Annotated in this window: 15 protein-coding genes; 6 read left to right on the top strand and 9 right to left on the bottom strand. The window is 38.6% G+C overall.

The features are described 5' to 3' along the window. Window positions 1-162: 162 nt before the first annotated feature. Both gloA and BEN71_RS08115 read right to left on the bottom strand, forming a co-directional pair. Complete coding sequence (gene gloA / locus BEN71_RS08120; protein WP_068976027.1) at window positions 163-564, bottom strand: lactoylglutathione lyase; 402 nt, start codon at window positions 562-564, stop codon at window positions 163-165. A gap of 24 nt (window positions 565-588) precedes the next feature. Beyond that, entirely contained in the window at window positions 589-2,739 is a 2,151-nt protein-coding gene (locus BEN71_RS08115; protein WP_068976028.1) for an AmpG family muropeptide MFS transporter, read from the bottom strand. Window positions 2,740-2,941: 202 nt separating this feature from the next. Between BEN71_RS08115 and BEN71_RS08110 the strand changes: the two genes are divergently transcribed. Beyond that, a complete protein-coding gene (locus tag BEN71_RS08110; RefSeq protein WP_406565278.1) occupies window positions 2,942-5,548 on the top strand; it encodes a Lon protease family protein in 2,607 nt (868 codons plus the stop codon). Between the two features lie 124 nt (window positions 5,549-5,672). Here the strand turns inward: BEN71_RS08110 and grxD are convergent, their stop codons facing one another. Beyond that, window positions 5,673-6,014, bottom strand: a complete 342-nt coding sequence (gene grxD / locus BEN71_RS08105) for a Grx4 family monothiol glutaredoxin (RefSeq protein ID WP_068976030.1) — start codon at window positions 6,012-6,014, stop codon at window positions 5,673-5,675. A 165-nt stretch (window positions 6,015-6,179) separates the two neighbouring features. Between grxD and BEN71_RS08100 the strand changes: the two genes are divergently transcribed. After that, window positions 6,180-7,391 (top strand): aspartate aminotransferase family protein, encoded by a 1,212-nt coding sequence (locus tag BEN71_RS08100; RefSeq protein WP_068976031.1) that lies wholly within the window; start codon window positions 6,180-6,182, stop codon window positions 7,389-7,391. A 147-nt stretch (window positions 7,392-7,538) separates the two neighbouring features. Here BEN71_RS08100 and BEN71_RS08095 read toward each other — a convergent pair whose 3' ends face one another. The 3 genes from BEN71_RS08095 to surE all read right to left on the bottom strand — a co-directional run bounded on the left by BEN71_RS08095 (window position 7,539) and on the right by surE (window position 10,304). Continuing rightward, entirely contained in the window at window positions 7,539-8,471 is a 933-nt protein-coding gene (locus BEN71_RS08095) for a LysR family transcriptional regulator (protein ID WP_068976032.1), read from the bottom strand. Between the two features lie 94 nt (window positions 8,472-8,565). Next, complete coding sequence (locus BEN71_RS08090) at window positions 8,566-9,414, bottom strand: peptidoglycan DD-metalloendopeptidase family protein (protein WP_068976033.1); 849 nt, start codon at window positions 9,412-9,414, stop codon at window positions 8,566-8,568. A 104-nt stretch (window positions 9,415-9,518) separates the two neighbouring features. Then, window positions 9,519-10,304 carry a 5'/3'-nucleotidase SurE gene (gene surE, locus BEN71_RS08085; RefSeq protein ID WP_068976034.1) on the bottom strand — a complete coding sequence of 262 codons (786 nt, stop codon included), beginning with the start codon at window positions 10,302-10,304 and terminating at the stop codon, window positions 9,519-9,521. A 127-nt stretch (window positions 10,305-10,431) separates the two neighbouring features. On the opposite strand from surE, the gene BEN71_RS08080 reads away from it, so the two are divergent. The 4 genes from BEN71_RS08080 (at window position 10,432) to BEN71_RS08065 (ending at window position 13,299) form a co-directional block, all read left to right on the top strand. After that, complete coding sequence (locus BEN71_RS08080; protein ID WP_068976035.1) at window positions 10,432-10,797, top strand: MCR_0457 family protein; 366 nt, start codon at window positions 10,432-10,434, stop codon at window positions 10,795-10,797. A 180-nt stretch (window positions 10,798-10,977) separates the two neighbouring features. Next, on the top strand, window positions 10,978-11,373 hold the full coding sequence (locus BEN71_RS08075) for an MCR_0457 family protein (RefSeq protein WP_068976036.1): 396 nt from the start codon (window positions 10,978-10,980) through the stop codon (window positions 11,371-11,373). A 116-nt stretch (window positions 11,374-11,489) separates the two neighbouring features. After that, a complete protein-coding gene (dacC, locus tag BEN71_RS08070; protein ID WP_068976037.1) occupies window positions 11,490-12,638 on the top strand; it encodes a D-alanyl-D-alanine carboxypeptidase PBP5/6 in 1,149 nt (382 codons plus the stop codon). Window positions 12,639-12,765: 127 nt separating this feature from the next. Then, a complete protein-coding gene (locus tag BEN71_RS08065; protein WP_068976038.1) occupies window positions 12,766-13,299 on the top strand; it encodes a gamma carbonic anhydrase family protein in 534 nt (177 codons plus the stop codon). 120 nt (window positions 13,300-13,419) lie between these two features. Here BEN71_RS08065 and pstB read toward each other — a convergent pair whose 3' ends face one another. Genes pstB through pstC form a run of 3 tightly spaced genes read right to left on the bottom strand, consistent with a single transcriptional unit; the run spans window position 13,420 to window position 17,111 of the window. Next, window positions 13,420-14,331, bottom strand: coding sequence for a phosphate ABC transporter ATP-binding protein PstB (gene pstB, locus BEN71_RS08060; RefSeq protein ID WP_068976039.1), 912 nt, complete (start codon window positions 14,329-14,331; stop codon window positions 13,420-13,422). A gap of 12 nt (window positions 14,332-14,343) precedes the next feature. After that, window positions 14,344-15,735 carry a phosphate ABC transporter permease PstA gene (gene pstA, locus BEN71_RS08055; RefSeq protein WP_068976040.1) on the bottom strand — a complete coding sequence of 464 codons (1,392 nt, stop codon included), beginning with the start codon at window positions 15,733-15,735 and terminating at the stop codon, window positions 14,344-14,346. Further along, complete coding sequence (gene pstC / locus BEN71_RS08050) at window positions 15,732-17,111, bottom strand: phosphate ABC transporter permease subunit PstC (protein WP_068976041.1); 1,380 nt, start codon at window positions 17,109-17,111, stop codon at window positions 15,732-15,734. Before pstC ends, pstA begins: the two co-directional genes overlap by 4 nt. Window positions 17,112-17,123: the final 12 nt, after the last annotated feature.

Raw genomic sequence — 17,123 nt, 5'->3', positions numbered from 1 at the left:
AACAAGATCAGTTTTACCTAAAGGTAAACTTTCATCTTACTGGGCTTATTGAGTTTAGCTACTTTTTGAGCAAAATGTTCACTATTTAATTTAAACACTTAAACTTTATATAATATGTTTTACATAAAACCTGCTTCAACCTATGTAAGCAATGAATAGATTTTAATTGTTTCGAGCATCTTGATCTTGTTGAATCAATTCGACTTTATAGCCATCTGGATCTTCAACAAAAGCAATTACAGTCACACCGCCTTTCATTGGACCGGCTTCACGTACTACATTTCCACCACGTGCTTTAATCTCTTCACAGGCTTTATATGCATCGTCAACACCAATAGCAATATGTCCATAAGCATTGCCCAACTCATAGCTGTCTGTATCCCAGTTATGAGTCAATTCTAATACTGTATGGCTTTCTTCATCACCATAACCAACAAATGCTAGAGTAAAACGTCCTTCTTCATAATCACGTTTACGAAGTAAAGTCATACCGAGCACTTCAGTATAAAACGCCAAAGAACGTTCTAAATTGCCTACGCGTAACATGGTATGTAGCATGCGCATGTCTATTTCACCTATCTATTTAAACTAATTACTTTTTAATTGATTCAACAACTTTTCAACCCATATAACCAATACTAAAATTGGGAGTCCCATTAAAAAGGTCATAAAGAAGAATGTTGAGTATCCAAAATTTGTGACTATTGTACCCGAATAACCACCGATCATTTTAGGCAAAAGCAACATTAATGAACTGAAGATTGCATATTGCATCGCAGTAAATGAAACACTGGTTAAACTCGATAAGAAAGCGATAAATACAGCACCAGCCAAACCTGAAGCCAAATTATCAAAAATAATACCCATCACGAGCCATATTTTGCTATAGGGTACAATCACTTTACCTTTGAGCTCTACATCATCAGCTTGATTGGTATTGACTGCTGATAATTCGCCCATGCTCATTCGTGAACGTGGTTGTATGTCAGAATGATTTGCAAATGCATGTTGAGTATTTAACGTGCTTTTTTGTCCTTTGAATGCTATATCAGCTTGTACAGATAGCTGTTGTTGCCCATTAAACTGCGCACCAGGAATAACCACACTCCAATTTTTCTGATCCAGTTTTGCGTCTATTGGAGGTTGATTACCAAGTTTAACTTGCAATTTCGTTAATTGGTCTTGCTCAGATAAATTCGAAACAACACCACGAACAATCACATCTTTGCTACGTTCATCTTGATACAGCTGATTGTCACCGCCAATCGCCTGAACAAAAATCTGTGGGTCTTGATTTGAATTATAATTTTGCACAGGAATGGTTAAGCTTAATGGTTGCTCATAATCATCTGGTTTTGATTGCACCTTAACTTCTTGCGCACCAGCAAATGACTTCGCAGGTACTTTCAAAGTCCAGTTTCCAACTTCATCGGGTTGTACTTGATACTGCGCTTGTCCAACATGCACATGAACATCGTTCATGGTTGAACCTGACTTAACCAAACCGACGAAAATCAGATTGGTTGTACTGGCAATAATTGCACCGACCAACATCATCTTCATAATGTTAAAGCGCTGTGCCATTAAACCACCTAGAAATCCCCCAATAATCACAAAGAAAATCGCAAAAAATTTATTGAACCAAGCGATCTCTTCTTTGTCAAAATTAAGATCCAAGTAAAATAAATTCGCGACTACACCTGCAACAATATCTGAAATACGATAAAAACCAATCAGAAGCAAAATCGCAAGTGCAACTTTTAAACCATAACGTTTGAAGAAATCTAAGATCGGAGAAAGCCATGTTTCAACAACAATATTTTGATCAATCAGTTTTGTGCGCACCAATAAAAAAACAATTAATACAGCAGAAGCGACGCTAGCAACAAAACGAAAAACTTGTACAATGAAACTTAAAAAAGCATCATCAATACTCAAAGCTGAAATCAGCCCACCAATTTGTATAAAACTAAATACAAAAACAGCTGTAGAAATAATGAATACGATAAAAAGTTGAAGATAGTCTTTTGTTTGATATTTTTTTTCTTCAACTTGCACAACAGGTTCATGAATAACTAATGTTGTAATCAATCCTACAACCATTAAAGATGCCATGAGCAAATATGTTGATCGCCAAGCCTCATAAATATAGTTACCCATTGACGTCCCAAGCGAAGCCGCAAATAATAACGCGCCGAGTTGAGTAATGATTGTAGCGATGCGATAGCCCGCATTATAAGTCGATGCCAATACCGTCTGAACATTCGGATCTTGCGTTAATTCAATACGATATGCATCTACAATGATATCTTGAGTCGCTGAAGTGAAACCTAAAAATACTGCCGAACATGCCATAAAAGTTAAACTCGAAATAGAGCCAACTTGTCCGCCATGAATACTCGGATCAGTAAATGCCATCATACAAATAGCGATCGTCACCAATATTTGCGAAAGCAATAACCATCCTCGTCTTTTTCCAAGTTTTTTCGTCAAAAAAGGTAATGGCAATTTATCAATCAACGGCGCCCAAATAAACTTAAACGCATAAGCTAAAGCCGCCCACGAAAACATGGTAATTGCGCTACGTTGAATTCCAGCTTCGCTTAACCAAAACGATAACACTGAAAAAATAAGAAAAATTGGAATCCCTGAAGAAAAACCTAAAAACAGCATGATTAAAGCACGGCGATCTAAAAATGCGGTAAAGGCAGATTTCCATCCTGAAGATTGTATTGTCATTACGTTCTTTTTTGTCTTAAAAGCAAGAATGCTATTCAACCGCTTAATGCTGAGAGTTTCAATCATTTTTATGCAACAGATGATGCCTTTTACAGATTTTTCCGCTTTTGGCGCTTGATCTTTCCCTCCATTCCTGTATACCTTTAAACTTTCAACTCACATTTAGTTTTGGATTTCACCTGTGACCCAAAGACACGATCAAATTAGCTCTACTGTTTCAAATATTTCAACTGCAACCACATTACAAAAAACCGAAAATACATTACCTTCAGCTTTTGATCAGACGGAAATTCAGAATACATTGACACAGACAGCCTTAAAATCAGAACAACTGACTCATATTCCAAACTTAGCGAAGATTCCAACATCAACAAAAAGAATCAAGCCTTTAAATAACTTCTTGGGTCAAGATCGCGCAAAAGCTTCAGTAGAAGCAGGCATTGCCCTACCTTATTCTGGTTATAATATTTTTGCCGTAGGTACAGCAGGTCTTGGTAAAAAAACCATGATCAAACGTTTACTACAGCAACATGCCAAAACCATGCAAACGCCTGATGATTGGGTTTATGTTTATAATTTCAAAAATGCACGTCAACCGATCGCATTACAATTCCCTGCAGGTCAAGGAAGCAAGTTTGAAGCACTACTCCATCAAACTTGGCAAACGATTGTGAAACAGCTAGAACGTCGTTTTAGTGCTGAAACTTATCACAATCGCATTGAACGTATTCGCCAAGTGACTGGAAATGAGCAACAACAGGCTTTAGTTGAACTGACCAAAGAAGGCGAAGAGCTAGACTTAAAACTTGTGAATCGTAATGATGAACATATTTTTGTTCCAATTCATTTCAAAGACGACAAAGTTTTAGAAATGTCGCAGGAAGATATGAATGCACTAGATAGCAAACAACGTGCAGAAATCAATTCCAATATGCGCTACATGGATAAAAAGTTAGAGCGCTTAGGTTTACAACTTGGTGATTTAGAAGATGATGCACGTGATCAAGTGTCTGAGCTGAATCGAGATATTGCTAAACAAGTCGTTATTCCACGAATGGAACAGATTTTAGCGAAATTCAAAACTGTTGTTGGGCTTGAACAATACTTAAAACTTTATGCTACAGATATTATTGACAATGTTGAAACGATTTTAGACCAAGAAGGTGAAGAATTTTCACCTGCCTTGTTTAATCGTGTCCCTGCACGTTATCAAGCCAATGTCGTCGTCAGCAATAAACCGAATTCTGGTGCGCCTGTCGTTTTTGAAGACTTCCCGACACATTACAACCTATTAGGTCATGTTGAGCAACTCACGCAAAACGGTACCATTACCACAGACTTCACTTTGATCCGTCCTGGTGTCTTACATCAAGCCAATGGCGGTTTTTTAATTTTAGAAGCTGAACAGCTTTTAGAACAACCTTATGCATGGCAAGGTCTTAAACGTGCTTTGAAATCAGGACAACTCAAACTTTCATCCTTAGAACACATGCTGACTTTAACAGGAAGCATTTCGATTGAACCTGCACCAATTCCACTGAATTTGAAAGTCGTGTTATTGGCTGAACCCGAAGTTTATTATCAAATCCTAGAAGTTGAACCTGAACTTGGCAGTGTCTTTAAAATTCGTGCAGACTTTACCGACACCTTACAACGCAATGATGACAATGAACAAGCCTATATGCAGTTGATTGCTGACTATGTACAACAGGATAAATTATTACCGTTCGACCGTTCTGCCCTTGCAGCATTACTAACAGATTCAAGTCGTCAAGCAGAAGATCAAAGTTCATTGTCATTACATGCTTTAACTTTGGGTGATTTGATTCGTGAATCACATCATCATGCTGCACAAGCCGATGAAAAATTAGTCACATCGTATCATATCAATACCGCACTCAAGCATCGTCAATATCGCTTAGGCTATTTGAGAGAGTTGTATTGGCAAGATCTTTCACGTGGTACGCAGTTGATCGAAACGCATGGTCATCGCTTAGGACAAATCAATGCCCTATCTGTAATTCAATATGCAGATGTTGAATTTGGCTTGCCTTCTCGTTTAACCGCATCAGTTTATCAAGGTGGCGGTGATATTCTCGATATTGAGCGTAGTGTAGAACTGGGCGGTTCGTTGCATGCCAAAGGCGTGTTACTGATGTCGAGTTTCTTAAAAGCACACTTTGGTCGTGAGCAAATTCTTCACTTCTCTGCGGCGCTTGCTTTTGAACAAAGTTATGGTCAAGTGGATGGTGATAGCGCAACTGTAGCTGAATTGTCTGCATTAATTTCAGCCATTAGCCAGATCCCGATTGATCAATCTTGGGCAATTACAGGTTCAATGAACCAATTGGGTCAAGTTCAGCCGATCGGTGGTGTAAATGCCAAAATTGAAGGTTTCTTTGATGCATGTAAACTGCAAGGTTTAACAAGCAAACAAGGTGTCATTATTCCGCGTCAAAACATGCAACATTTGATGTTGCGTCAAGATGTGATTGACGCAGTCAATGAAAATCAATTCCATATTCATGCGATTGATACTATTGACCAAGCTTTAGAAATTTTAATGGCTCGCTCTGTCGGTACACTCGATAAAAAAGGTCGCTACACCAAAGGTTCAATTTATGCTGCTGTGATGGCGCAATTGGAATATTGGCAAGCACTCGAAGACGGGATTCAAATCGAAGAAAAGCCGAAGAAAAAGAAAAAAGACAAGAAAGTAAAGAAGGAAAAAAGAGAGAAAGCTGATAAAGTTACTCAAGTTGATGAAAATCAACCAGAAGTTAGCGCAAAGCAAAATAAGCGGAAGTAGTCCTTCTACACAATACAAGCCCTGTTAATTCATGGCTTGTATTGATTCAAAATATTGTGATGTGATTGTATAAATCACAAACAACAAAAAAGCACCTTTCGGTGCTTTTTTACATCTTCAGCAATTAAGCTTCAGGTGCTGGGCTATATTGTTCTACTAACGGTTTTAATTCACCATTTTGGAACATTTCTAGCATAATATCACTACCACCGATCAACTCACCATTGATCCATAATTGTGGGAATGTAGGCCAGTTTGCAATTTGTGGCAACATAGAACGAATATCTTGATTTTCCAAGATATTTACATAAGCAAATGGACGACCAATTTGGCTTAATGCTTCAACTGCACGTGCAGAGAAACCACACTGTGGAAATTGTGGTGTACCTTTCATATAAAGAAGTACAGCATGTTTAGCAATTTGATCGCGAATTAACGCTTCTGTATCACGTGCTTGTTCAGTCATTGATTAAATCCTCAACTCATCTGCCCGCATTATACCTAAATCCTACACAAAGAGTATGACTTCAAGATTATTTCCAATTTTATTTGTATTTAGGCTTTATATTTTCTGAATATTTTGGTTAGATGATTGTTTATATTTTTCATTCCTGACAGATAAGAGTTCGTCATGACTAACATTACCCTCGCTCCAGTCCAAACTGATCAACCTTCTCATTTGATGCCTGTATTCAGCCGTCAACAGATCAGCTTTGTCCGAGGACGAGGTTCTTATCTGTATACCGAAGATGGTACTGAATATTTAGATGCTTTAACAGGTATTGCTGTTTGTGGTTTGGGACATGCGCATCCAGTGATTGCAGAAGCCATTGCAGAGCAAGCTGCAACGCTAATTCACACCAGTAATATTTATGAAGTGCCTTGGCAGACTGCAGCAGCACAAAAGCTTGCTGAAGTATCTGGTATGGAAGAAATTTTCTTCTCGAATAGTGGTGCAGAATCAAATGAAGGTGCGATCAAGATTGCGCGTAAATTTGGTCATCTACAAGGTGTAGCCAATCCTAAAATCATTGTTGCTGATCATTCTTTCCATGGTCGTACCCTTGCAACGCTTTCTGCGACAGGCAATAAAAAAGTGCAAGAAGGTTTTGCACCTTTGGTTGAAGGTTTTATCCGCGTACCTTTTGGTGATGTTGAAGCGATTGAAGAAGCTGCAATTAACCATCCTGACATTGTGGCAATCCTAGTTGAACCGATCCAAGGTGAAGGCGGTGTAAATACAGCACCACAAGGCTTTAGCTACTTAGAAGACATTCGTCGTATTTGTAATCAGCATAACTGGCTCATGATGCTCGATGAAGTTCAAACTGGTAATGGTCGTACAGGTAAATACTTTGCATATCAACATACCAATATCGTGCCTGATGTGATGACGACTGCAAAAGGTTTGGGGAATGGCTTCCCAATCGGTGCTGTCATGACCCAAGGTCGTGGTGTAGGAGTTTTAACTGCTGGCAATCATGGTTCTACCTATAGCGGCACACACTTAGGTTCACGTGTTGTTTATACTGTGATTGATTTGATTCAAAAAGAAAATATTGTTGAAAATGCTGCCAACATTGGTTCTTATCTGGTTGATCAATTCCGCACTCAACTTGCAGATCAAAATGTCACAGTACGTGGTTTCGGTATGATGATCGGAATCGAATTACCTAAAGACTGTGGTGAGTTGGTGAATATTGCTCGTGATGAACATCATTTAATTATCAATGTTACTTCAGGCAATGTGGTACGTTTGCTTCCAGCACTCAACATGAATCATGAACAAGCTGATGATTTGTTGAAGCGTTTAGTTCCTGCGATTAAGAAATTTCTTGCTTAATTTGAACATTATATAACATCGTTTTTAAACTAAGGGCTATTTGATATAGCCCTTAGTTTTTTTGAGTCATTATAAATGAGGTAAATTCCAGACATATAAAAGCCGCTTTAAAGCGGCTCTCATAGTAAAACTGGTTTAGATTAATTGTTATGAAGCTTCTTGGAAAATTCTGCCACCAGGTAGTTGGCTAAAATATTGTTTTAAAGCATCTAGGCAACGATGAATTTTCATTGGTTGTTGTTCACGTTTCAATGTCACAGCACTTAATGTAAATGTCGGTAACTTCCATTCTGGAAGCACTTCAACCAAGGTGCCATTCATCAATTCTTTTTGTACATCTAAATAAAGAATACGTGCAATACCGTGACCATTTTGGCACAGTGATTTTGCAACAAATACATTATTTGTTTGAATACGATGCTTCATTTCTAGATTTACAACTTCACCAGTTGCACCGTGCTGAAATGAAAAATGCTGTGAATTTTTCATAATATTGATCGGAATCAAATCATGATTCTGTAAATCTTCAGGACGAGAAATTGGCGCAGTTTGATTCAAGTAACTTGGCGATGCCACCAAGATTTGATCTACGCGTGCAAGCGGTGTACAGCTCAAGTTATTCGCATCTTCGATCTTAGACGACATACGAATCGCGATATCAATACGCTCTTGGATTAAGTCGATATATTGATTATCTGCTTCAAAATGAACCATTAAACCACGATGTGCAGACATCCAATGTGATAATGCAGGAACAACATGTGTTGCACCTATTTCTGGGGTGGTCGCTATGCGTAAATCACCGACTAAATCGTCTCTCAACTCATTAATTCTGATTTTTCCACGCTCAGCCGCAGCGAGCATTTCTTGGCAACTGTGGAAAAAAGCTTGACCAGCCTCAGTTAAGCTCAGCTTACGAGTAGAACGATGCAACAGAGTAACTTCCATTTCATTTTCTAACGATCGAATTTGCTGACTCACTGCGCTTGTTGTAATGCCAAGATCACGCGCGGCACCACTAAAAGAGCTTTTTTCAACAACACAAGCAAATACACCCATTGCTCGAAGTTGATCTAACATAAATTCCCCTCTGAAATTATGAGCTACTTCACATTTTTTATTTAAAGCAACTCATTGTATTATACGAAGAAAATTATACTTTGCATCTAATTATTTAGTTAATTGGTAAAATATTTATCGGATTGATAGGTTTACCATCTAAACGCACCTGAAACTCCAACATTGTGCTACTTGCACCAGAAGCGCCCATTTCTGCAATTTTTTGACCTGCTGTCACATTTTGTCCACTTTTGACCATCATTTTACTATTGTGCGCATAAGCAGTGATATAACCATCTATATGTTTAACAAGAACAAGATTACCATATTCTTTTAAACCATCAGCAGCATAAACGACTTGCCCATCTGCAGCAGCAAAAATTGGATCTCCGATATTCCCACCGAAACGAATACCTTTAATATTGTTTGCTAAATTATAATTTGCAATCACCGCGCCATTGGATGGTTTTACCCATTTTAATCGTGTTGATTGAACCGTGGTTGCTGCCTGCTGAGTCACTGTATTTTGTTGAACTGGTGCTGTTGTAGCATTCTGTACAGGTGGCGTGTAGGTCGATTGCTGAGTTGGTAAATTGATCGTTTGACGTTGAATCTGTGGTTCGTTATTGGCCAATGCTTTGGTTGTTGAACGTGTCGAGTTTGAACCACCTTTTTTCAAACGTAGCGATTGCCCAACATAAATCCGATATGGTGCTGCAATATCATTCATTTCAGCAACACTCAAATAACTCAATCCATAACGCATAGAAATACCACTTAACGTATCTCCTGAGCGAACTGTATAATAATCGGGTGCAACAGCATAACGTGTTGGGTTATTAATCTGAGGCTTGGATGCACAACCTGTAATGAGCACTGTAGATGTGATAACAACGACAGATAAAATTGTTCTTATCCATTGCTTAGGCATTTGAATTTGAAACTGAGACCGAGCCACAAGCATTGATTTCCCTCTCTACAATCTTAAATTTAAAATATTTTGCTAAGAGTAGCAAAAAACACACTCATTTCACTGTTTAACAGTGCTTTTTCACAAACTTATAACACTCATACATCAAAATGACTATGTGAGAGCTGAGATTGTAACGTTTCTAGAATCCCATAATTCGTTGCATCCATCTGAATCGGAGTAATACTGACATACCCATTTGCAATCGCAAAAAAATCAGATTGAATATTAACCATGTTCTTTTTAGGATCTGTTACTGCTTCACCTGCCAGCCCAATCCAATACACTTGACGGCCACGTGGATCAACTTGACTGGTAATCGGTTTTGATTGAATACGGCGACCTTGATAAGTAATTTGCGCACCTTGAATTTCAGCAACATCTGGAATATTAATATTGAGAATATGACGTGGTGGCAATTCTGGTAAACCTTTAGCAATGAACTGATACACCCAATTTGCCGCTTGAGCATAATCATTCGGGCTTTCATAAGCGCGGACATTACTTCCTGCTAAAGATACAGCGATTGCAGGTTGCTTCATCAAACGTCCCTCAAATGCAGCTCCCACAGTTCCTGAATATAAAACATCATCACCTAGATTTGCACCGCTATTGATTCCACTCACCACCAAATCGAATTCAAAATCAAATAGACCGTTCATAGACAGATAAACACAATCCGCAGGTGTGCCATTGACTGCCCACATATCTGGTGCAACTTGGATCGGGCGAAGTGGTCGATCTAAAGTTAGCGCACTGGAAAATCCACTACGTTCACTTTCTGGTGCAACAATCACTACACGACCTAAAGGACTTAATGCTTTGGCTAAAGCTTGGATACCTGGCGCAAACACACCATCATCATTGGCAATCAAAATATTCACAAAAACCTACTTACTCATTCATCGTTACAATTTAAATTAAATGACTCACGAGTTATTCAATTCAAATTTATTCAATAATTATATATAGTTACTAGCTCAATTTTAAATCTAACTTGTGACTAAAAAGATGATTACACGTTCTCTTACTCGTACAATTTCTATTGCTTTCATCACGCTTTGCACACAATCTGCATTTTCAGAAACTTTAACGCAACAAGAGTCTGATCTTTTAGCCAAAGAAGATATTGCTGCAACGCAAGTACTGACTGAAGTTTGCCCTGCTTTACTGGGTAATAATCCAATATTTCAAACTAAAATTGATGCGCTTACTCAAACATTATTAAAGGATTTATCAAAAACTACAACTTTAACCCAACTTCAACAAGACGCTGAATACCAAACTGCTTTAAAAGAAGCACGTGCCAACACAAAAGAAGTTGATCAAGCTGAACAAAAAATGGTTTGCCAAGATGTCATTGATTTAGAATCATAATACAAAAAAGTTTAAAGCATTTTAAATTTAAGCTGAGTAGTCGCTTCATTTGATCTCTCAGCTATAAATTCAAAAAAATATTAACCAATACTACAACTTCGATACATTTTCTCTATCGTTTTCACTGTTTTTCACTTTAATCTATGTCCATTCTTAAATTAACTATTGATTAGGTTCATCATGCATATGTCTTTAAAAATGCTTTCAATTAGCCTTATTTCAGCAAGTACTTTTTTGATCACGCCTGCATTTGCAGCATCAAAAAAAGCTCCAGCTCAAGAACAAAATATTGATGTATCTCAAGATCAAGCATCTTTAGAAGAAATTGCAACTGTATATAATCTTTCAAAACTATGCCCATCACTTGTGAAGGACAAAGCAACTTTTGAAAAAGCTTATGATGTAGAGTTGAAAAAAGTGTTGCCGAATGAAGCAAACCCTAAAACTTTTGTTCAAACCTTGGCGAAGCAAAAGGATTTTCAGCTGAAATTAAAAGATGTTCAAAAAGTATCAGCCAAATTCAGCAAGAAAGAGAATGCTGAAATGTGTCAAGAAGTTGCTGATTATCGCTACTGAATCTAATTGGTTACAATAAGTAAGAAATAAGCCGACTTTCCTTATAGAAGTCGGCTTTGCTTTGCCCTAAAATGCTAGCCTGTTTTGTGCTTATATAACGATTGGAACGACCTAGAATGAACCCAAAAAGCGCCATTGCTGCATTATTACTTTTGCCTTCATTTTCTTATGCAGCAACCGTCTTAACTACCCCGCCAGAATTAAATAATAAATCGTATGTCTTAATGGACTATGAGACAGGGCAAATTCTCGCGTCAAAGAGTGAAAATGAAAAACTCGCGCCTGCCTCAATGACCAAAATGATGACCAGTTACATCATTGAGCAGAAACTACTAAAAGGTGAACTGACAGAAGACGAAAAAGTTCGTATGAATGAGTCAGCTTGGTGTAAAGGGAGTAGCACAGAATCATGTATGTATGTTCCATTAAATGGTACTGCAACGGTTCTTGAAATGCTTCGTGGGATTATTATCCAATCAGGTAATGATGCGTCTAAAGCAATGGCTGAACATATTTCAGGTAATGAAGGTTCTTTTGCTTATGCAATGAACCAAGAAGCAAAACGTATCGGCATGACGAATACCAACTTCATCAATGCAACAGGTATGCCTGCTGATGGTCACTACTCAACTGCAAAAGATATGGCGCTTTTAGCGAAACATATCATCCATGACAGCTCAAAATACTACCCGATTTATTCTCAAAAAGAGTTTACTTTTAATGGAATTAAACAAGGTAACCGTAATGCCTTGCTTTATACAGATCCAAGTGTAGATGGTTTAAAAACTGGTCATACAGATGAAGCAGGTTTTTGTTTAACCACCTCTTCTAAACGTGGCCCAATGCGTTTGATCTCTGTAATCTTTGGCGCACCTTCAATGAATGAACGTGCGAACCAAACCCGTTCTCTTCTTGCTTGGGGTTATTCAAACTTTGAGACTGTGAGCGTTCAGCCTGCCAACCAAGTCCTTGCTAAAGCAAAAGTGTACTTCGGTAAAGACAATGATGTTCAAATTGGTTTAGCTGAAAACTTCAACGTGACCATGCCTAAGGGTCAAGCCAACAACATCAAAACTCAAGTGACTGTTCAACCGAATTTGAATGCACCTTTAAAACAAGGTCAAGTTGTCGGTAAATTGACTGCAACACTGGATGGTAAAGTGATTGCTGAAAAGCCTCTTGTAGCGTTAAAAGCTGTTGAAGAAGCTGGTTTCTTCTCTCGCATGATCGACCATATCAAAATGTTCTTTAGCAACTTATTTTAATTCGATGTGTTAATTCAGCATGAATTAATCGCTTCTAAAGATTAGACAAAAGCATCCATCTCAACGATTTGGGTGCTTTTTCTTTTATAATCATGAACAATTACTTTTATAGACATGGAGTGTATCAATGAAAAAGAATATTCGTCCTTATTTAGAACATCATCCAAAAATTGACTCTACATGCTACGTTGATGATTTATCAGTTGTCATTGGTGAAGTTTCTTTGGCTGAAAATGTGTCTGTTTGGCCATTTGCAGTGATTCGCGGTGATGTGAATAGCATTAAAATAGGTCGCAACTCCAATGTCCAAGATCATTGCATGCTACACGTCAGCCATAAAAATGATGCTAAACCAAATGGGTCACCGCTGATCATCGGTGAAGATGTCACGATTGGTCATCATGTCACACTACATGGCTGCACGATTGGTAATCGCGTCTTGGTGGGTATCAATAGTATTGTTCTCGATGACGTGATTATTGAAGATGATGTGATGATTGGTGCGGGTTCTTTAGTTCCACCACGTAAAGTTTTGGAAAGTGGATATTTATATGTCGGAAGCCCTATACAAAAGGTTCGTCCTTTAACCGATAAAGAAAAAGAGTTTTTACCCTATTCCGCAAGACATTATGTCAAAGTCGCGAATAATTATATGGATTAAGTGATTTGGCGTGGAGAAGCATTTTCCTCATACAAAACAGCATCACCTAAAGCCATTTAATTCAGAATTTATTGATAAAAAAAGAGCCTTTCGGCTCTTTTATTTCACACACCATTTAGATTAACCAAAACGACCTGTGATATATGCTTCTGTTAACTGATGATCAGGTTGTGTAAACACTTTCTCAGTTGAGTTCACTTCAATCAAATCGCCTAGATGGAAATAAGCCGTACGGTCAGAAACACGTGCTGCTTGTTGCATAGAGTGCGTTACGATCGCAATGGTATATTGATTAGACAGTTCAGAAATAAGCTCTTCAACTTTTGCCGTAGCGATCGGATCGAGTGCAGAACAAGGCTCATCCATCAAAATCACTTCTGGGCTTACAGCAATCGTACGTGCAATACACAAACGTTGTTGCTGACCACCTGAAAGACCTGTACCTGGTTGGTTTAAACGATCTTTCACTTCATCCCAGAGACCTGCTTTACGCAAGCTACTTTCTACAATTTCTTCTAGATCGTACTTATCTTTGGCTAAACCATGCAGCTTAGGGCCATAAGCAACATTTTCAAAAATTGATTTAGGGAATGGGTTTGGCTTTTGGAACACCATACCCACTTGAGCGCGAAGTAACACGACATCTAAGTTTGGATCGTAAATATCTTGATTATCTAATCGTACTTTACCAGTCACACGACAACTATCAATCGTATCGTTCATACGGTTTAAAGTACGTAAGAATGTAGATTTACCACAACCTGATGGCCCAATAAATGCAATCACTTCATTTTCATAAACTTGAAGATCAATACCCTTAATTGCTTCTGATTCACCATAGTAAACATGTACATCTTCTGCACTAAGCTTAACTGTTGTATTTTTTTCTTTCTTCGGTGACGACGCTTCAAACTGAGAGACAAAAGAAGTATTTGCTTGCTTTTGAGTTTGTTCAGTCGATGTAAATTGAGATTGTTCAGAATTCACGTTTATATCCTGCTTTAAGGAATTTTTAGTTTCTACAGTATTCATATATTCTGCCCTTTACCAACGAACTTCAAATTTCTTACGTAACCAAATTGCAAAGCTATTTAGTCCGACCATCAGCGCTAAGAGCACAATAATTGCAGCAGCGGTACGCCCTTCGAAGAAGTTACGTAGTTCGTTACCTTGCCATAAGTAAACTTGAACAGGTAAAGCCGTTGCTTGATCCATTGGTGATACTGGAATATTGGCAACGAAAGCACTCATCCCGATCAATAGTAACGGAGCAGTTTCACCCAATGCATGTGCGATACCAATAATTGCACCCGTCATAATTCCTGGTAAAGCCAAAGGCAATACATGGTGGAATACAGTTTGTAGACGTGATGCTCCGATACCGAGGGCTGCTTGGCGAATTGATGGTGGCACAGCTTTCAATGAAGCACGTGTAGTAATAATCACCGTTGGTAAAGTCATTAAACTGAGTACCAAACCACCCACTAGCGGTGCTGAAATTGGTAAATGCATCCATCCAATAAAGATGGCAGCACCCAGTAAACCAAATACAATCGAAGGTACTGCTGCGAGGTTATTAATGTTTACTTCAATAATATCGGTGATAAAGTTCTTTGGTGCAAACTCTTCTAGATAAATCGCACTTGCAACACCCAGTGGAATAGAGATCGCAATCACGATGAGCATCATGAATAATGACCCCATGAATGCACCTGCTAAACCGGCTGTTGCTGGTGAACTGCGTGAGTCTGGATTGCTGAACATTTGTGTATTAAACGTACGGCTAATCACACCCGAAGCTTCCATTTTATCTGCAAGTTGACGAATCTCAGGATCTAATTGTTGCTGTTCATCTGGAAGTGTACGATCAATATTTCCTGCTAGCCAAACATCAATATTGGCATCAGCAAGGAAGTTTAATTCAACTTTTTTCCCAATTAATGCTGGATCTTTAAAGACCATATCACGGATACGATACGACTCAGAACTGGTATATAAGCTAGAAAGTTCATCACGATGGCTTTCGAGTGATGGATCTTTTGCAATCAAACCATTCACGATTAATGCATCCCAATCCACCATCCCCATTTTGGTTTGCCAATCAACATAACGCTCTTGGAATACCGCAGGCGACTCACCCACTTTCTGAGTTGGTTTAGGACCTGCATCAATCACTGTTGGATCAAAGTAAACAGGAACAGTCATACTGGCTTGCCAAAATGCAGGTAAGCCTTTATACAAAATACTGCCAAATAATATTGCAACAAATGCAAGACCAGTAATAACCGCTGAAAAACCAACTATGCGAAATACTTTTTCTTTACGATGGCGTTTTGACAAAGTACTGGCAATTTTTGCCTTACGTTTTTCACGCAGTTCTGCTGCTGCTTGAGGATCAAATACATTTTGATCCATAGGAGATGTATTTGTACTCATTCGTATTGCTCACGATATTTACGCACAATATAAAGTGCGACAATGTTTAGACACAATGTAATAGTGAATAAGGTCAGACCCAATGCAAAGGCAACCAATGCCTGTGGACTCGCAAAGTCAGTATCACCCGTTAATTGTTTTACAATCGTCACGGTTACTGTCGACACTGCTTCAAGTGGATTGATATGCAGTAACGGACTGTTCCCTGCTGCAAGAACCACAATCATGGTTTCACCTACTGCACGAGAAACTGCAAGTAAAAATGCACCTGTAATACCTGGCAATGCCGCAGGTAATACCACTTGGCGAATAGTTTCAGATTTGGTCGCGCCTAAACCTAAAGAACCATCACGTAGTGAACGTGGTACTTGAGTAATAATGTCATCTGAAAGTGATGATACGAATGGGATAATCATAATCCCCATTGCAAAACCTGCTGTTAAAGCACTGGTTGCATTGACTTCGATACCCACTGCATCACCAATAGATTTGAAGATCGGGCCAATCACCATCATGGCAAATACACCATAAACGATCGTTGGAATACCCGCTAAAACTTCAATTGTTGGTTTTGCCCATGAACGGAACTTTGGCGAAGCATATTCAGCTAGATAGATTGCAATCATCAGCCCTAGAGGGACAGCAACTAATAATGCAATACCACTGACCATGAGTGTTCCCCATAGCAATGGTAATAATCCATAACTACCTTCTGCATTCCCAGAAGTACTAAAACCAGGATTCCACTCAGTACCAAAGAAGAAATCAATTGGACTCACAAATTGGAAAAAGTGCATTGCCTCACTGAACATCGACATCACGATACCGACAGTAGTGAGAATGGCAACACCAGAACAAAGAATCAAAACGATATTAATGGTTTTTTCAACTTCGTTACGCGCACGAAACTGTTGCGTAATTTTTTTACGCGCCCAGACTAAACCAAGCATTGCAATACAGACGACGACTGCAAATTTAGCAAATGCCCCAATACGTTCAAATTTTGACAACTGCTCTGCGGCTGCAACTTCATAAGCAGCTGGTGTATCCGTCACACCAAATCCTGAAGCAATCGCTTGAACACGCTCTACCAGAACATGTACCCCTGCTTCATCTAATGAAGAAGCAATATTTGCTGGAACATTTTTTAAAATAAGATGTTGTAGAACACTTGGTTCTACTAAGTTCCAAACAATCAAAATTAAAAAAGCTGGGATTCCACACCACAACGCCACCAAAGAGCCATAATAGCCTGGACGTGAATGTAAAATTGCAGTGTTATTTCCCTTACCTGCTAGGCTTCGGCTTTTACGTAGCCCGATTTGATATGCGATAGCGATTAAAGCTAATAACACGCCAATGAGTAGCAGATTCATGTATTCTCCACC

The sequence above is a fragment of the Acinetobacter wuhouensis genome (assembly GCF_001696605.3).
GTDB classification, from domain to species: domain Bacteria; phylum Pseudomonadota; class Gammaproteobacteria; order Pseudomonadales; family Moraxellaceae; genus Acinetobacter; species Acinetobacter wuhouensis.
Note: the sequence above shows the minus strand (reverse complement) of the source record. Positions and strands in the feature narration are given on the sequence as shown.

Coding starts and splice junctions, on each gene's coding strand:
- gloA (WP_068976027.1), bottom strand. CDS start 564: ATGCGCATGCTACATACCATGTTACGCGTAGGCAATTTAGAACGTTCT.
- BEN71_RS08115 (WP_068976028.1), bottom strand. CDS start 2,739: ATGACAATACAATCTTCAGGATGGAAATCTGCCTTTACCGCATTTTTA.
- grxD (WP_068976030.1), bottom strand. CDS start 6,014: ATGACTGAACAAGCACGTGATACAGAAGCGTTAATTCGCGATCAAATT.
- BEN71_RS08100 (WP_068976031.1), top strand. CDS start 6,180: ATGACTAACATTACCCTCGCTCCAGTCCAAACTGATCAACCTTCTCAT.
- BEN71_RS08095 (WP_068976032.1), bottom strand. CDS start 8,471: ATGTTAGATCAACTTCGAGCAATGGGTGTATTTGCTTGTGTTGTTGAA.
- BEN71_RS08090 (WP_068976033.1), bottom strand. CDS start 9,414: ATGCTTGTGGCTCGGTCTCAGTTTCAAATTCAAATGCCTAAGCAATGG.
- BEN71_RS08080 (WP_068976035.1), top strand. CDS start 10,432: ATGATTACACGTTCTCTTACTCGTACAATTTCTATTGCTTTCATCACG.
- BEN71_RS08075 (WP_068976036.1), top strand. CDS start 10,978: ATGCATATGTCTTTAAAAATGCTTTCAATTAGCCTTATTTCAGCAAGT.
- dacC (WP_068976037.1), top strand. CDS start 11,490: ATGAACCCAAAAAGCGCCATTGCTGCATTATTACTTTTGCCTTCATTT.
- BEN71_RS08065 (WP_068976038.1), top strand. CDS start 12,766: ATGAAAAAGAATATTCGTCCTTATTTAGAACATCATCCAAAAATTGAC.
- pstB (WP_068976039.1), bottom strand. CDS start 14,331: ATGAATACTGTAGAAACTAAAAATTCCTTAAAGCAGGATATAAACGTG.
- pstA (WP_068976040.1), bottom strand. CDS start 15,735: ATGAGTACAAATACATCTCCTATGGATCAAAATGTATTTGATCCTCAA.
- pstC (WP_068976041.1), bottom strand. CDS start 17,111: ATGAATCTGCTACTCATTGGCGTGTTATTAGCTTTAATCGCTATCGCA.